Here is a 17,083-nt window from a genome sequence, read left to right as displayed (position 1 = left end):
CCATGACTCTTCACATTGTCTTGCACGTTCACTTCTCGTTGAACTGTCGTTCCATTTACGCTTACGTTTCCACTATTTACTGGCCCATGACTCTTCACATTATCTTGCACGTTTACTTCTCGTTGAACTGTCGTTCCATTTACGCTTACGTTCCCCCTATTACTGACCCATGACTCTTCACATTGTCCTGGATGTTCACTTCTCTTTGGACTGTACTTGATTCAGATTTCATATTATTTTGCGATACAGCAGAACCACCTACATTATTTAAACGATCTGTTACATTAACTTGGCGTTCTATCTGTTGATTCTCGCCTTTTGCTTGAGTGTTTGGTACTTCGTTACTTCCTATACTATTTAATCGATTCGCCACTTCAACTTGGCGTTCTACTTGCTGACGATCACCTTTTGCTTGATTATTTGGCATTTCATTTCTTCCTGGGTTATTTATTCGATTTGCTACTTCCAATTCTCGTTCTACTTGCTGACGATCACCTTTCGCTTGATCATTTGGTATTTCATTTCTTCCTGGATTATTTATTCCATTTGCTATTTCCAATTCTCGTTCTACTTGCTGACGATCACCTTTCGCTTGATCATTTGGTATTTCATTTCTTCCTGGGTTATTTATTCGGTTTGCTACCTCTAATTCTCGTTCTACTTGCTGACGATCACCTTTCGCTTGGTCATTTGGCACTTCATTTCTTCCTGGATTATTTATTCGATTTGCTACTTCCAATTCTCGTTCTACTTGCTGATGATCACCTTTCGCTTGGTCATTTGGCACTTCATTTCTTCCTGGTTTTTCTATTCCAATTCTCGTTCTACTTGTTGTTTATTTCCTACAGAAACATCTTCCACTTTTGGATTAGCGCTTTGTTCTGTACCTGAATTCGCATTTTTATGAATATCTTTACCCATTTTATTTAACATTTGGCGATCATTATTTTCTTGAGCTTTTTGTTTACCTTCTGCCTGCCCTTCTTTAAACTCACCTATTGTCCCCTTAACTCCATCTGATACATCTTTTGCAACACCTGTTACTTTTTCTTTCCCTTTATCTACAGCGCCGCCGACAGTAGCAGCAACTAAATTACCAGCATCGTTCATGATGCCACCGACACCTCTATTACTCGCATAACTTAACGCCGCTCCAGTATTTTTCATGAATTTTTTAGGTGTAATTCCTGATTTTTTATTACCTTTCTCTTTTTCATTCTGATGATTTTCCATATCCTCTGCATCCATTTCGGAACGCTTAGGTGTATCATCACGAGTTTGCTTATTTTGACCACCCATTTTATCTTTTGCACTCTTAAACATATTACTTACACCTTTTCTTGCACCATTAGCAGCCGCTAACATTCCAACAGCAGCCATTAAATTGTTCTTTCCTTCTTTCAAGCCAACATCGACACCAAAATATTTTAATATTGAATCAGAACCCTTAATTAGCGCTCCAGTTAAACAAATCATAGCTACGATATATAAGAAAGCGTTAATATCTTTACCCGCAAGGAAATTAACTGCTATTGTATAGAATCGCAAACTTAATCCCGTAAAACCAATTAACATGAATCCTCTTAAAATATCTTGTATAACCATCTTTGTTTTCTCACCAGTTTCTATATCTGTCACAAATATAATCGGAGCAATAATTTTTTTCATTGCAATCTCAAATATCGTCATTACAAATACAAAAATAGTAAATAAATACGCAATCCCTAGCGAAGCTAGTCCCCAAAATATTGTAGTAAACTTCATAGGGTAGCGAACATATCCCGCTGGAAATGTATCTTTAAACGGATTAAAAAAGCTCTCTTCTATTGATTCCAGTGCTTCTTCTACCCCATTATTTGTAACCCTATATGCTAAAAATTTTGTTTCTTCTGCAACTCCATCCTGATCCTTGAGTTTATCAACAGCATCGGGATTGATTATATCCCCTAGATCAGCAGCCAAATACATTTCTTTTGATAAGCTATTTTTCCCATTCCTTTCATCAAAGGACATAGCACTCTCGTCAGAATCTTTAATTTGGATAGCACCAAAACCAACAGTACTTAAATAGGCTAAATCTGCTGTGTTATGCTTCACTATACTAAATGCCAGACCTTCTTTCGCTTTGCTATCATTAGTTGTATCTTCATAAAAATCAGTAGCCATCTTTTGCATATCTGCCATTAGTTCATTTAAACCACCTAGCAAACCAATCATTACAATAATGTTAACTACTACCGACTTAAATCGAGGTGGTTTATGTTGTATAATCGTTTTGATTGCCAACCATACAATAACTAATAATAGTAAAGCGTAAAACAAACCTTTCATTATAGATGTAGCAAATGAGTTTAACCCCGTATCTTCTAGTAAATCAAAGAAAGAAAATGTTTCAGGAATTAAACCTTCTAAACCAGAAACCATCGCAAATAGTGGTTGAACAATCCACCCCTTCAAACTTTGCAGTATCATTCCCAAAATATTTGCATACTGTATCCAGTCATTATCTAGAAAGACAAGTGCTTCTTCTTTTTTTATATCATCCCATTTCCATACAAGCTCGTCCCACCATCCGTCAGCAAAGGTGACAGGCGAATATATAAAACTACTAATCAAGATTAAAACTGTAAATACTCCTATTGTTAATGTTCTTTTACTTTTAAAAAACCATTCCTTTATTTTTGTAGCAGCCATAACTGTTCTACCTTTCTTATATATTTTGACTTTATCAATCTGCCAATATTTTAAGTAATTTATCTAAACATCTTGTAATCTCTTGAACAGAGGATTGTTCTTTTAGAAATTCCACTTCTTCTGTTGGAGGAATTACTTTATTTTTCACATAATTTAATAGCATTTTTGCTAAACGTGTACGAATTTCTTTTGGATCGTCTATATTTCTATTTTCTTTCACAAGCTCAATTAACGATTTAATAACCTGATCCAGCGTTATCTCTTCCTTAACTACTTCATTAGTAGACTGTTTTCTCATATATTCCCTTTTAGCAACTGGATTTATAATGAAATCTAAGAAGTTTAAATATAGATCGGTTAAATCTAATCCTGTATGTAGGGAAGGAATATCAATATCATTTAAATCATTTGAAGTATCAAACAAGCTTGATAGAAATTGCCAACGATAAGGCATAGTCGTTTCTTGTGTATTAAAAATTGGATACGGACGTACTTTTTTTCTATTTAAATCTTGTCTATGAAGTGCACGAATAAGTAATGTTTCTCCCTCTAGAAATTGTGATAGTCTATCTGGAGAGATGATACGTTGTTGGTCTGCACTTTTTGTTACCTTGTTATCTGCATCCAAATGACTTTCATTCGAAGATTTCCCGATAATTGTCTTATGTCCAGCACGTTTTGAAATTTCTTCAATTGTTTCAGGATCTGTCGACATGATATAAAGATGATTTTGACAGTTTTGTTTGATTTCTTTAGCTTGCTTATCATATAGTTTCTCAATTTGCGAGTATGATTGAAGCACCAAATTAAAAAGCATATTACGTCCTGCACAAACCGTTAATACACCGCCCATATCATCTATAGCTGGCATATTCCCAAACTCATCTAATAAAAAGTGAACACGTCTAAAACATTTTTTTCCTTTCGTGTCATTACAGTTCGTTGATAACTCTGTATATAACTGTTTAACAAAGATACTCGCTAAAGCATGATTTGATTTGTCATAGTCAGGTAAAATCATAAATACAGCAGTTGGCTTTTCTGAATAGGTTAGCTTCGCTTTTGGTTCAAGAGGAAAAGTATTAGCTTTCTTAATGAGTGTTACCTCACGTTTATACTCCGGTTTATTTTCATACCCCTCTTTTTTCTGATAAACAACCCTTCCCTTTTCATCTAATAACGTTTCAAATTTCAAACTGTATAATAATCGATATTTTCTATTAGGATTTTCTTCATCCTGATAACGGATTAGCAACAAATCTCCATCTTCTAAGGAATCATTGAAATTCATATTGCACATACCTAAAGATTTAACTTTAATCTTGTAACTTCCAATTTCCGTCTTCTCATCATCATTTTTGTGAAAAGATACCGTAACTCGTTTATTTAAAAAACGTTCATCTAACTGGAAAAACAGGTTTTTAGGAAATCCTACCTGCTTTAGATCTAAGCTAGATTTTGAAGTCATTTTCGCAAACATTTTATCTGCGAAAGTTTGTAACCCCTGGTTTGCAGTAGCTAAAATAGAACCCTTCGCCTTTTCACCTGCAAAGCTTGTAGATCCATATTGCATTTTCGCTACACTGCCTTGTGGTAGACTCTTGAAATACTCATCCAAAGCATTTTTTTCTACAAAGTCATCGGGATTTTCTTTGTAATAAAATGTTCCTAGTTCGTTTAACATTTGGGATACATTGTGCATCGTAACTTTTTCAATGCAATTATTTTTCACACAATAATCTACAATAGCGAGAATAATACCGTTAATCGCACTTTGTGCAGAAGTATTAAAAAATGCATTGTCGCCAGCGTTGGGATCATTGTATAGAGAAAATGTTAATGTATTTGCACGTTTTGCCGCTTCCTGATCATCACCATTTACCCAGGCATCAATTACAAGTTGCAATGGATTGTAAGACATGCCTTGTAACGGTTCTAAAATATTTAATACCTGAACATCATATCCACGCTTTTCTAACGTTTCTTTAGATGCACTATAAAGTTCCCCTTTCGGATCATTTACAACCATACTCGATTGATTTTTTGCTCTACTCAAATTATCAATCATTACGACAACTATCATTTCACCTTTACCTGAACGAGAAACCCCTAAGATTGCAGTATTTACAGTATCCTGATCGATATAATATTTATCCTTGTAATGAGAAACAGGTACACCGCCATACCCCTCAAATACCTCTGCCTTTTCAGGAATCTCATGATACTGTTCTTTAATTTCTTCAATCGTAGTAAAACGACTATCTCCCTTTTGACCATAAGCTACATTTTCGTCACTTCGATAATTAACCTTTGAATACACCAAAAAACCTACCAGCGTTGAAGCTAATAAGCTAAACAAATACATATTTGTAGGCAATGCAGGTAGGAATAAACTTTTTATCGATAAACTGTTTTCCCACTTTGAACCAATCACATCAAAAATAGTAGGTTTTTCAACTGTTTTTGATAATTCTTTTATAATTGACTGGTATGATCCTGCTACAAAATTTATTGCTCCTATAGGAAAAAGCACCACAACGGAAGAGATTGCGAGTGCTCTTTTATTAATTCTATTCTTTTCTTGCGGTAGACCTTCACCATCAATTCTATAATCGTGATGAAGATATTTTTTTCGTTTCAACGAGAGCTTTCTAATTGCCACTCGCACTTCCTCCTCACCTAGTTTGTATACTATTTTTTATACCAAAACTCATAAAGTTTCCCACGTTTCTCCGGGGTACTTTCCGTTTGTGGTGGTATAGGCTGCTGCGTTGCTTGTGGTGGTACTTGTTGTGGTGGTACAGGCTGTTGCGTTGCTTGTGGATACATGAATACAGGCTGTTGTACTGGCTGCATAGCTGGAGCATACATATACATTGGTTGTTGTGGCATCTGACCTGTTCCAGCATAAGCCTTTATTACTCTGTCATTTAATTCATCAATAATATTCAGTAATTCACGTTCTCTAGCACTTGTCTTCATTTCTATTGCTTCCTGTTTTCTCTGCTCTAAAATTAATGCTTCTTGTTCTAATCGATTTTTCTCTTCTTCCAACTTTAATTTACGATTTTCCATTTCTTTATCATGCTCAGCTTGAATTTCTTCTCTCCATTCAGGAATTAACTGATTCATATACGCTTGTAGATCTTTCATTTGAGACTCTTGTGATTCAGATGCAGCATTCATAATATCTTCAAGTGCACCAACAAAATCAGCTAAAAGCTCATTCTTTTTATCAATTAGCAATTTATTTGCTTCTATTTTTAAGTCATATGCTTTCTCATGAAGTGACTTTTCTTTCTCTATATCGTTTTCTGTCTTTAATTCTTCTTCACGGGCACTTACTAACATTAACTTACGTTCTTCAAGATCTGATTCATATACTTTAAATTCTGCTTCTTGTTTTAATTTAAAAGATTGTAATTCCAGTTGCTGTTTTTCAGAAAATGCATTTAATTTTTGCTGCATATCTTGATTTTCCTTATTCTCAAATGCATTTAGTTCTTGCAGCCTTTCTTGGAGATTCGCTTCAAAAGTTTCACGTAATTTCTCTTCCGCTTCTTTCTGATAATCACGCATTATAGTTTCCTTATACGTTCTTTCTAAAATTAAGCGAATTTCATCTATTAAATTATTAACATCCTGGTAATAATTATCTTGAATAATTAAAAAATCCTTACCACTTAATACATTCTTTACAAATTGTAATCTCTTATTTTCCAGGGCTGTTTTTGAAGTTTCTTCACTCATACCCATGAGTCCTAATAAATGTTTTATAGTGAAACGAGAATCATAACGACTTTGCTTTGTTTCTACTTCTTTTAAATCTATATATTTATCATATTCAGGAAAACTTACATCTTTTACTTGAATTATAGGATCAGCTTCCTGATTTCCCTCTTCTTTTTCATTATCAGATACAGAATAAAAAAGCTCTTCTTCAACACTCTTAACAGATTCGCTTTCATTTACCTCGTAAGGTATTTCATCATTTTCTTTTTCTAGATTCAATGCTTTACCTTGATCATCTTCTGTTTTTTCTATTGCAAATATATCTTTCTGTTCTACTTCAGAAAGATTCTCAGCTTCCTTTTCTAAATGTTCAAAATCTGATTCTTCAAATAGATTCATTCCTCTTTGTTGCATTTCCCCATCTGTCATTTCCTCAAATGGATCTTCTTTTGCAAACTCTTTTTGCACTTTATTATCAAAATCTCTTGTATCTACAGTAGCAGCATGTGGAATTCCCTCTTCCTTTTTACCAAAAATCTTAGAAAGAAATCCTCCCTTTTTCTTTTGAGGTGCTTGTACTTCAGGTTCTATACTCCCTTGTTTTTCTTCAGCTTTATAACTTGTATATAACCCCTGTTTAATATCCATCGCTAAATTAAAATCTGTATTTCCCTCTTCAAGATCATTTGAGATCGTAGTTAAAAGTGAAAACTTTTCGCTTGCTCTTACAGGTATTGCAAATTCATAAGCTTTTTCATTCTCAATATCTTGTAGTAGTAATAAAATTTGATCATTTTGTTGATTTTCCGCAACATATTTTTGAATTAAGTTTTCAGCAGCTCTTAGCCCTAATTGTTTTCCGTTCCAAGCCTTATTTTTCTTTAAAAACCTTTTAAATGGTTTTGATTGCTCTTTTTGTAAAAACTCTACAATATACATTCCTTTAACCTCATTCCATGTATATATTTTTCTAATAAATAATAAAAAGGGAACTTACTATAAATAAGTCCCCTTTTTTCTAAATATCGATTAATTTTAAAGATCTTCTCCAGTTAAACCTCTAATTGTATCTCCAATAATTCCTGCACTGAATAAAATAACTCCACCAACAATAATACGGAAAAGCCATTGTTTTGCTTTTCGGCTCATTTCTTCACCTAGCATGTACATAACACCTGCAACAGCAACACAGAAAATAATGACCCCTACACCAATTGCTTGTAGTCGTCCAGTCCAGCTACCCATAGCGTTACTAACAGAATCGAAAAAGTCATTGTAAGTTAATAATTTAATATAAAACGCAGTAAATAGATCCATTTTAAATTCCTACTTTCTCTTATATAATTTAATAGTTTAAGTATTTTGACCAGGCCTATCTTTTTAAGCTCTTGATTGTGTGTCAGAGTTTGAATGAGATTCACCTTTTGATTGCCTGTTATTTTCCTGTTTAACAATAAAAGCCGCGATTTCTACCATCGCAGCGTCTTCTAACATCTTATTTCTCCACTCAGGCTCTCCACCTTGTAGTAAAGATACGCATTTATCACTCACAATTTTTTGTGACCACTCTTCGTATGTTATTCCCTGCTTTTTCAAGATTACTGAAACAGCATCTTGGTGTGGCGCTTTGTCATTTTTTTGGTTTTTTCTAGCCATTTAAAATTGACTCCTTTACTTAATACTTTGTAATTCTTTGGGAGAAGAAATTCTGAAAAGATTCTTTAATTACAGACAGTTCATCTTTAAACAATAAGAAAACTCCTGCACACACAATAAAACCGCCTATTAATATCATTAGGCGGAATGTGTTATTTTCGAGCATTTCTCCATCACCCACTCTCTAACGAATTTGTGAAGATGCAGATCCAGTGAACTTCATAGTCACATCAGGAATGTTAAAAACAGCAATTTTAAACTTTGCTACAACTTGATAGTCTACTATTTCGCCATACTGAACCTTTTCATTTAATTTCTCACTTTCGATAGTGAAAGCCCCATTATAGTACTTATCGCTATACTCTTTTAAGCTTTGGGCAGCTTCTTTGGTTAAGCCACCTTTCCTCTCAATTGTGTAATTAACTTGTTGTTTATAAGAATTCACATTTGACAATTGAATGCAAAATATCGCTACGGCAACTAATAAAACAATAGAGAATAGCGTAAGAAACCATTTCACCATTTCCATAATCGAAGATTCTTGCATAATTTACACCTACTTACTTGAATTTCAATTTACTTCCACCCTCCCTAAAGATTTATCATAAATTAATACTTGAAAGGTTATATCTCAATATTGCTGCTGCAAATCCCACAACTATTAGAAATGCACTCATAACAATTTTCGTAGGGAAAAATGTAAATCGTTTTAGTTTAAACGTCACAATTTCATCAATTGATCTTTGTAAGGCTGCACTCGCTATTTTCCCAAGTTCATCAATAACATTTGTATCGTATGAGTTTTGTTGGAAATCATAAATTGTTTGCATAAACAAAATTGACATATCAGTACCACTGGAGCGCATAGCAAAATCGGTAAAAGGCTGAATATCATTTGGCTTATCCGTTAGTTCTGACATTAATTTAGCCACCGAATTTGCATCTACAGGATTTTCTGTACGCTTTAGGATTTTTCGGAGGATCTGATACAAGCTAGTCCCACCCTCCCCTTCCTTTAGATAAGGAATTAACAACCTCATGAACTTAATAAAGTTTAGATGGCGTTCAAATTTGAAGGCATTGTAAGTTCGAACCACTTTTTTGTATTTTGATCGATAAAAAAGGATTGGTAATACAATTGCTAATAAATAGCACCATTTTGAAACTAATAAACCCATAAAAAAACCGATAACAACCATCATAAGCGTTTGTTTAATCCGCTTCGTTTGGAAATTATCGATCATTTGTCTTGTATTACCCATTTCTTGTAACATGTTATATAATTCTTCTTCAGCAAAAAGGCGTTTATACCGATTTTTTTTTGCGCTAGTCGTTGCTACTATCCTCATATTTTTACCTCCATTATTGAATCATCAAAGTAATAGTTAGCAAAAGACCTAGAGAAGAAAAACATTAATAACATGTAAATACCAGCAGTACACCAACCAATCGGATGTCTCGCAAACGCATTAATATATGTTTCAAAATTAAATGAGAATGCAATTATTAAGATAAAAAACACCACTATAATACAAAGTGATTTTATATCTTTCAGATGACCATCCTTCTTCCGATCATATTCTTCCTTTTTCTCTTTCATTTCGTTGTGGTAAGACTTTATATCTTTCAATGTATCCATATTTGTTTTACCCTCTAATGAAGCTGTCTCTATTTGCTCTATATACTGAACAAATATAATATCATCACGATATTTATTAGAGATTACTTTAAAAGCTTGAAGTACTTGCCCATGATCAGCTCCCATTAACTTTGCCTGTAAAACCTTCAGATCCATTTTTAACTCACCTTCAGAACGATCACTCGCCCTTCCTAAAGCTTTCAACAATGTTTGACTATCATTTGTGAGAATTTGAGTCATGTTATTGACGAATTTGTTTCTCTCACGAAAAGAAATTTGTTCATATGTCCTTTGGATGATCTTAGGCATTAACACTTTTAAACCATATAACGCTCCAATAATTCCTAAAATCAATGAAACCCACCACAAGTACAGCAAAATAAATGAAAAACCGCCTACAATCAAACCTGGAATTAATCCATATCTTAGATAATCTTTTCTTTCTAACGGTTTTCCATAAGCTACTTTAATAGCATTTATTTCATCTGCATTTACAAACTTTTTCTTTCTGGTTTTTGCGTTAAAAGTAGATACTTTCAAGCTTAATACCTCCTTTCTTTAACCTTCTCCTTTCTTATCTTGTTACAACTAAACCCTCTTTAACTGCTAAAACGTCTGTATATTTTGGAAGATCATATTTTAGATCTGCTTCAGCTAAACGTTCATAAAAATTTTCTGACAAGCTGCCTGTTGAATACGTAAACTTACCGTTACTATATTTTTGCTCAAATACCATCTTGCATCCTTCATGTGAATACTCGACTACCTTTGATAAATAGCGAATAACTCGATTAATTTTCACACCATTTTCGCCAGTTGTTTTTATTACTACCCTCTTAATATGGCAACCAAAACCAAAATATCTCATAATATCTTCTTCAAGGGATTTTTCATCAACTTGATAACCAATTTTAGACATATTAACAAGTCTCTTTGGTGATGTCTCAGCATCTACAGAATGCAGAGAAGTTACTACATGATGTCCCGATAACACCGCTTGAATTGCTTCATAAGTCTCTTTACCACGAAGCTCAGAAATCATAATCCAGCGTGGGTTATTTCGTAATGCAGCCTTAATCAGATCGGTAACTGTTACACCATGTCCAGTTAACCAACTTAATACATCTTTATCGGGAAATAGCTGTTTAACATGCGTTTCAGGAACATCTTCAATCATAACTGCTTTATGTTCAAACAAAATGTAAGAGAATAGTAACTTTAGAAACTCTGTTTTCCCTGTACCTGTTTCTCCTGAAATTAAAATATTATTTCGACTTACCATAAGTACTTTAAAGAATTCAAGCATAAATTCAGGAGCAAATGTAGCAAAATTCTCTTCGTTTAATGCTAATCTAGGACGTACTATCCTTAATGACATTGTAGAATTCCCTACTGTATTTTGGTTATGCACTGCATTAATACGAATAGATCCGTAAACTCCATCAAAGATTGGTTTTTTAGGAACAAATTCTGTCCCTACAGCATTAGCAAACTTTTGAATTACACGAGAAATATATTCCTCTGAAATAATATGATCGGAATTTTCATAACTCCCTTTATAATCACTTGATTCTACTATTAAGTGACTTCCATTATAGGATATATCGGTAATATCAGGACGTTCCTTTATAATCCTTTCGATAACTCCTGTACCAATAATTTCAGATACGACATATTCTGCTATATCTTCGTCATCATCATAATCCATAAACATAACAGGATAGTCATTTTGGATAATTTCTTTGATCTTTTTACGTGATCCTTCATTAAGTAAGGCATCAATAACTAATTCTGCATGTTTTGTATTCAGATCTTCTTTAATTCTCTGAAGATTATTTGGATTAAACTTAAGTTTATCTTTTTTCTTTTGTGTTGCTTTTGTCTTGCTAATTCCCAGCATCCTCACATTTTTTCTCCTTTCTTCTAAGATGTAGCTATATTCACCTTACATGTAGCCTGAAACGTGTTATTTCCATCTTGAATAATGACTCTTATAGCTTTTATTGAACCATTCTTATTATCAAGGTATTTAAACTCGTATTTAGCATCCTTCTTGATTTTTACAAGGTTATTAGAGTTAATACGTTTTTTAAAATCTTTTTCAAAGTCTTGTTTTGAAACATATAATTCTCCATTTTGAATACGAGAACTATTATCCGCATTTGAAACGGCGCTTGCTCTAATTGTTTCTGTAATCCCTTGCATAACTGAATCGGTTGTAAAATTTTGCTTATAATAATAACCACTAATTACAACCATAAAAAAACCAATAATTAGCATTAACAGAACGAAAGGATAGTCTTTCAACTTTTTTACTCCTTTCTCTCAGATCTCAAATTATTAAAATAATAGTTATAATCATTAATAAATAGAAGGAGAAAATCCCCTTCTATTTATTGGTTATATAGTTACCTATTAACCTTTAAAAGCATTTGAAAGTGTAGATTTAAAAGAATCAATTACACTATTAAACACTTCAGGATATGCAAGTTTTGCCCCTGCAATTAAAATTACTCCTACTACTACAGTTCCAATCATCCACCACATACGATCTGTATTTTGTTCTAACATCTAAACAGCATCCTCTCAATTTTTGTTTTTTTATATAAAAAAGAGACGTAATATAAAAATTACGTCTCTTTTTCTACCTACATATTTATTTAGTACAATTTAATCCCTAATTTAACAGCACGATCTATTGTAAAGTACTTATTTAACATAAGCATGTTAATCGCACCTAATGTAGTAGGCATCATATCATTTATAACACTTTGAATCTTCTCTTTTATAAAAACAACCAACGTATTAAAACTAAATCCATCAAATTGACTTGTATCAAAACTAAAGTCGAAGTGGAACATATCACCAAATGATAAATTTCCTGAAAGTAAATTATCGACGCCAGCTTGTGTTAAAGCGGAAAGGCTACCTTCCAACGAATATCCAATCAAACGAATTACAATTCCTGTAATTACAAAGTATAGCGCCATAAAGATAATTTGTTTCTTGGCCGAGTTATAAGTTAGGACATTCACACATTTTTCATCTCCTTTCCTATTGCTTTAACCAAGCAACATCTTCATCTGACCAACCAGGCGGTTTGCCATTTGAGAAAGGATTTTTCGTATCAACAGGCTCTAATAGTAATTCATCATCTTTCAGTGTTTTAGAGCCAATTGTCCCGTACATATATGCATATAAATTTAATGGTTGTGTTACTTCAAAGTTAACCTTATTAGCGCCTATAGGGATTCCTGAAGCTATTAAAACATTGTATTCCCCCAGATCTGCCCAAATCGGAACATATAACTTTCTCTTTCCATCTTTCATTGCATTCTTAATACGTGGATCACGGTCTTTCACTTGCTGATCGGTAAATAAATTACCTGTTTTTTGTTCTACGTTAATATGTGGCAATTCAAAAAGAAAATCGGTGTTCTTCTTATCCGTGCTGCCTGTTTTCTCAGCTTCTTCTAATGGAACAACCATTTGATCTCCTTTTTTCTCATAATTCAAATGAGAATCAATCAATCTCTTATCTACAAAAGCATTTGCCTTCACATCATAAGGGACTGCTAATTCATTGTTATAACTAACTAATGGTTTCAACTCAAAACCATAGCCAGTTTTTTGTTTAGGCAGCTGTTTTAACGGAATTGTAAGTGTTTCATAAAAGATTTCCATCTCTTTTCCGACTTCACGCTCCGTCATTATAACGCCTTTATATTTCAACTCAGTAGATGCTTTAGCATTTGCCTTTACAGTTTCTTCAGAAGAAGTATAACCATCCGTATCTACTTTACCTTTCCCATCTAAAATAAGGATAGATTCTTTATTAACCTTTTCAAATCTAACCTCGTAATTTCTCTTATTATGTTTCTTTAAAAATTTTGGATCTACCTTTAATTTTATTTCCTCCGGTAATTCCTCAATTGTATATACTTTACTGTCTACCAGCTTGTTGTCAGCCTTATCATATAAGTTAACAGCAACATTACTCTTATTAGAGTCCTCATAAATAATGTCCTTGTCTAAACGTACAATAACTGGCAAACCAATATCAGCAGGTGCAGTATCGATTCTTATTTTTCTAAGACCTAAATTCGCATCTGCCACAATTGTATATTTTACCTGGTTAGAAACTGGAGATAATTTATAATCAACAGAGGTATTTACCACTGTTTTACTTACGTAAAAATCTCCAAATTCATTTTTATGCGTACCATAAACAAGGTTCATTTTTACAACATCACTGCTACTTAATGAATCATTTATATACAGCAAAATAGAGACCACTTTTGATAGATCCTGCTCTCCTGTATACCTATACCAACCATTTGACTTTAAATCAATTTTGTTTGGATTATTTGATTCGACAAAGCTGTTATTAAGCCATATTTCAACATTCTTATTATTAGCATTTTCTAGTGTTATTTGTTTCAAGAAAGTAACACCATTAAAAGCAGATCCATTATGATCCTTATTTCTTGGAACGTATGTAAGTGCCTTTATATGTGACTCATCTTTGATTGTCGTATACGGTTGAACACCAACCACATAGTCACTGTTCTTTTTTCCTGTCACTTTCTCAATTGTTTCACTAACACCAACCATACCAATTTTCACAACTGAAATATTCTTAGAACTTGTTCGAAACTTCTCTAATCTAGTATCCATAGAACTACTCATTACATTTTGAATTTCTAGTCCTACCTGGTTACCTTGCGGCAGCAACACTGGATTAATACGAGTGTCAAAGTTGATTTTTTTGAGTGCTTTATTACCACGAGTCAATGTGTCATGCCAAATCAAATGATTACTTCCATCACTCTGTTGTTCAATTTTTGGTTCAATATATTGATCTCCATATTTAGCAGATCCAACTACATAATCAAGACCTTTTGGTATTTTTACTCGCATTTCTACTCTTTCATCCAGGGAGGTAAAATCCATTGCTTCAGGCAGCCTTACTAAATTATCAACTGTTACATTAACATTGTCAGAACTATAGTAAGTATTTTTGTTCGTTTTTACCTCACTACTCGTTTCACCGTTCATAATCCCTAGTGTTTCAAAGTTGACTGTACTTCCAACAGGAGACTGAAGTTTTGTTACATTTCCTTTTTCATCGTATTCAGTGAAATTGTTATATTTACCTTCACTTCGTACACGATACCCTACCTTTCTATCGGCTGTAGGATATACAACCGAATCAGTAACCGTTATGTTTGGTGTACCTTTTTCGTTAACACTGCCAACTTTTTTTGTTTTTACATCAAGAGGAATGTTATATGCTACAACTTCACCATCACCCATGAGAGCATGAATATCATTTTTCATAGCTCCAACTTCACCATGTGTTTTAGCCTCATCATATGTGCTAAACCATTCATAATCCTCATCTTTATTTTGTGTTATTGTTTCAAAAGAATTATCATTCTTTTTAGAAACTCCAAAATAAATTTTTTGCTTATTAACATCTTTATCTCTTCCACCTGTAGTGTTTGGATACCCTTGATGCAACATATCTTTCTTGGCAGTATCAGCACCATTTTTTGTTAAATTAAAGGAATCTGTATTCCACTTATAAACCATAGTTGTTCCACCCTCAGTAACAGCACGAACATTTAGGTGGCTTATAACTTTAACTTTTTGTCCAACAATAACAGTTGGATCACCTTTTGAAACTGCGCCATAACCAACATTTGGTGTACCAAGTTCTTTCCCTTCAGGTGTGTGGAATGTAGTTTGCAGCGAATACGATCCTTTCGGATTATTTCTTTCTGTAAGTGTATATCTTCCTACCGTATTGTAAGGAATTGTATTTCCTTTTCCATCCTCATAAGAATCAATCACAAACTCTAAATAGTAATATACGTTATTGGGTAAATTTTGTTTGTTATTTTTTCCAAACGAATAATATTCATTGGGTGAGTGAATTAAAAAGCGTGTGCTTGAAAAAGCCTTTTGATTCTTCCCGAATGTAGGAATCACTGGATAGTTTGGTCTTGACATCATTGTTGGGAATGTTCTACCAATAACGTAATCATCAATACTTCCAGCATATCCTATACGATTCTTAGTAATTTCAGGTTTATTCAGACGTACTGTACCACTATCCCATACACTATCAATTGTGTATTTATCTATATCGCTTGCATTCCATTTATCTTTTGGTATATATGATTTTGGACTATTGGCTGTTTCAGTACGAGGATCTTTATATCCCTTCATACCAAGCTCAAAACTTTCCGTATTTTCTTGCGGCACTTTATCAACTATTTTATCAATAGCTTGATAGTTAAAGATCTTGATTGGCATATCTCTTCCTTCAAAATCTAGTGGTTCTTGCCCCAATGATTTTTCATCCCAATCAACCTTTCCCGAAAAATTAAAATGATAATTAATTTTTCCAACAGGGAATGTAGCTCCTCTTAAATCATTACGATTAGGCAAATTATCAACAAATAGATCTAATGCAACTGGATACATTATAGAACGGTCATCCTTTTTAGCATTTGAATCATAAACCTTATAATCTAATCTAGGTAATCCACCATAAGAAGCAGTAAAACGAGCCTTCACATTAACTTTTCCTGAAGTAGTTACTGGAGTAATATCATTAAACGATTGCGATACGTTTTCATTTGTAATATCTTTTCCATCTACACTCATAACCTGGATTTTAATGTTAGGTTTTAATTTCAATTGATGTTCTGCCCCTTGTACTTCCACTGTAACAGGGATCATTAATGAGTTACCTGTTTCCTTTAACGTGTATTCCATATCAAAAGAAACAATACCCTTTTCCAAATCCTCTATACCACCAACAGCAAATTTTGCATTAACACGTTTGTTTGTAATTCCATTTTCTAATGTACCGGTGATTTTCATCTTAATATTTTTTAGTGTTTCATTCTTTTTGGGATTAATCGTCACCTTCAACGGATATGTTACTGTATCAAACGTCCTTACAATGCCATTATTAGGGCTAGAATCATTACCTGCTTCATCGTTCGAATCAAAAGGTGCTGTTCCATCTACGATGTCTGAAGGCTTAATAAAGGCTTCAAAATCAAACAACTCACTACCTTTTTTACCATTTGCTACAACTACCTCGTTTGGATTAGTTCCCGTACTCTTCAGATCCGATTTTTCTTGCAGCACAGTTACATCATCTGTTTTGTTCTCTTGAGCCTGTTTCTGATCTGATGTACTTTCTGCATGTCCAATTGATACGAAGTCGGCCAAGCTTCCAAACAGAAGCATAACAACAAATAGTAAACTAAATGACCTTCTAAACCACAATCGTATTCCTCCTCTCTGTACACCCATGAGGATCTTTCCTCATATGAGAGAGAA

12 protein-coding genes and 1 pseudogene are annotated in these 17,083 nt (G+C 33.5%); all 13 read right to left on the bottom strand.

Annotated elements, in window-relative coordinates:
* A pseudogene (locus DM800_RS28260) lies at positions 1-2,694 on the bottom strand (pLS20_p028 family conjugation system transmembrane protein); the annotation flags it as partial.
* A 34-nt stretch (positions 2,695-2,728) separates the two neighbouring features.
* Positions 2,729-5,362 carry a VirD4-like conjugal transfer protein, CD1115 family gene (locus DM800_RS28255; protein WP_179955716.1) on the bottom strand — a complete coding sequence of 878 codons (2,634 nt, stop codon included), beginning with the start codon at positions 5,360-5,362 and terminating at the stop codon, positions 2,729-2,731.
* A gap of 23 nt (positions 5,363-5,385) precedes the next feature.
* The gene (locus DM800_RS28250; RefSeq protein WP_147788137.1) at positions 5,386-7,365 is read right to left on the bottom strand and encodes a coiled-coil domain-containing protein; all 1,980 of its coding nucleotides are present in this window, start codon (positions 7,363-7,365) and stop codon (positions 5,386-5,388) included.
* A gap of 96 nt (positions 7,366-7,461) precedes the next feature.
* On the bottom strand, positions 7,462-7,743 hold the full coding sequence (locus DM800_RS28245) for a TrbC/VirB2 family protein (RefSeq protein ID WP_147788136.1): 282 nt from the start codon (positions 7,741-7,743) through the stop codon (positions 7,462-7,464).
* Between the two features lie 63 nt (positions 7,744-7,806).
* Positions 7,807-8,082 carry a hypothetical protein gene (locus tag DM800_RS28240; RefSeq protein ID WP_147788135.1) on the bottom strand — a complete coding sequence of 92 codons (276 nt, stop codon included), beginning with the start codon at positions 8,080-8,082 and terminating at the stop codon, positions 7,807-7,809.
* Between the two features lie 184 nt (positions 8,083-8,266).
* On the bottom strand, positions 8,267-8,629 hold the full coding sequence (locus DM800_RS28235; RefSeq protein ID WP_001158281.1) for a hypothetical protein: 363 nt from the start codon (positions 8,627-8,629) through the stop codon (positions 8,267-8,269).
* A 55-nt stretch (positions 8,630-8,684) separates the two neighbouring features.
* On the bottom strand, positions 8,685-9,431 hold the full coding sequence (locus DM800_RS28230; protein WP_147788134.1) for a hypothetical protein: 747 nt from the start codon (positions 9,429-9,431) through the stop codon (positions 8,685-8,687).
* Positions 9,428-10,261: a hypothetical protein gene (locus tag DM800_RS28225; protein WP_075395832.1), complete on the bottom strand. Its 834-nt coding sequence runs from the start codon at positions 10,259-10,261 to the stop codon at positions 9,428-9,430. The genes DM800_RS28230 and DM800_RS28225 overlap by 4 nt, the downstream gene beginning before the upstream one ends.
* 34 nt (positions 10,262-10,295) lie before the next feature.
* A complete protein-coding gene (locus tag DM800_RS28220) occupies positions 10,296-11,621 on the bottom strand; it encodes an ATPase, T2SS/T4P/T4SS family (RefSeq protein WP_147788139.1) in 1,326 nt (441 codons plus the stop codon).
* Between the two features lie 23 nt (positions 11,622-11,644).
* Positions 11,645-12,028, bottom strand: a complete 384-nt coding sequence (locus DM800_RS28215; protein WP_000656419.1) for a hypothetical protein — start codon at positions 12,026-12,028, stop codon at positions 11,645-11,647.
* 108 nt (positions 12,029-12,136) lie between these two features.
* Positions 12,137-12,292: a hypothetical protein gene (locus DM800_RS29435; RefSeq protein WP_000893322.1), complete on the bottom strand. Its 156-nt coding sequence runs from the start codon at positions 12,290-12,292 to the stop codon at positions 12,137-12,139.
* Between the two features lie 89 nt (positions 12,293-12,381).
* A complete protein-coding gene (locus DM800_RS28210) occupies positions 12,382-12,756 on the bottom strand; it encodes a hypothetical protein (protein WP_147788133.1) in 375 nt (124 codons plus the stop codon).
* Between the two features lie 19 nt (positions 12,757-12,775).
* Complete coding sequence (locus tag DM800_RS28205; protein ID WP_147788132.1) at positions 12,776-17,056, bottom strand: fusion protein (includes pXO2-28-29-30); 4,281 nt, start codon at positions 17,054-17,056, stop codon at positions 12,776-12,778.
* Positions 17,057-17,083 lie beyond the last annotated feature (27 nt).

Source organism: Bacillus sp. AY18-3 (assembly GCF_008042305.1).
GTDB lineage: Bacteria > Bacillota > Bacilli > Bacillales > Bacillaceae_G > Bacillus_A > Bacillus_A wiedmannii.
Note: the sequence above shows the minus strand (reverse complement) of the source record. Positions and strands in the feature narration are given on the sequence as shown.

Coding starts and splice junctions, on each gene's coding strand:
- DM800_RS28220 (WP_147788139.1), bottom strand. CDS start 11,621: ATGCTGGGAATTAGCAAGACAAAAGCAACACAAAAGAAAAAAGATAAA.
- DM800_RS28235 (WP_001158281.1), bottom strand. CDS start 8,629: ATGCAAGAATCTTCGATTATGGAAATGGTGAAATGGTTTCTTACGCTA.
- DM800_RS28230 (WP_147788134.1), bottom strand. CDS start 9,431: ATGAGGATAGTAGCAACGACTAGCGCAAAAAAAAATCGGTATAAACGC.
- DM800_RS28240 (WP_147788135.1), bottom strand. CDS start 8,082: ATGGCTAGAAAAAACCAAAAAAATGACAAAGCGCCACACCAAGATGCT.
- DM800_RS28250 (WP_147788137.1), bottom strand. CDS start 7,365: ATGTATATTGTAGAGTTTTTACAAAAAGAGCAATCAAAACCATTTAAA.
- DM800_RS28245 (WP_147788136.1), bottom strand. CDS start 7,743: ATGGATCTATTTACTGCGTTTTATATTAAATTATTAACTTACAATGAC.
- DM800_RS28205 (WP_147788132.1), bottom strand. CDS start 17,056: ATGGGTGTACAGAGAGGAGGAATACGATTGTGGTTTAGAAGGTCATTT.
- DM800_RS29435 (WP_000893322.1), bottom strand. CDS start 12,292: ATGTTAGAACAAAATACAGATCGTATGTGGTGGATGATTGGAACTGTA.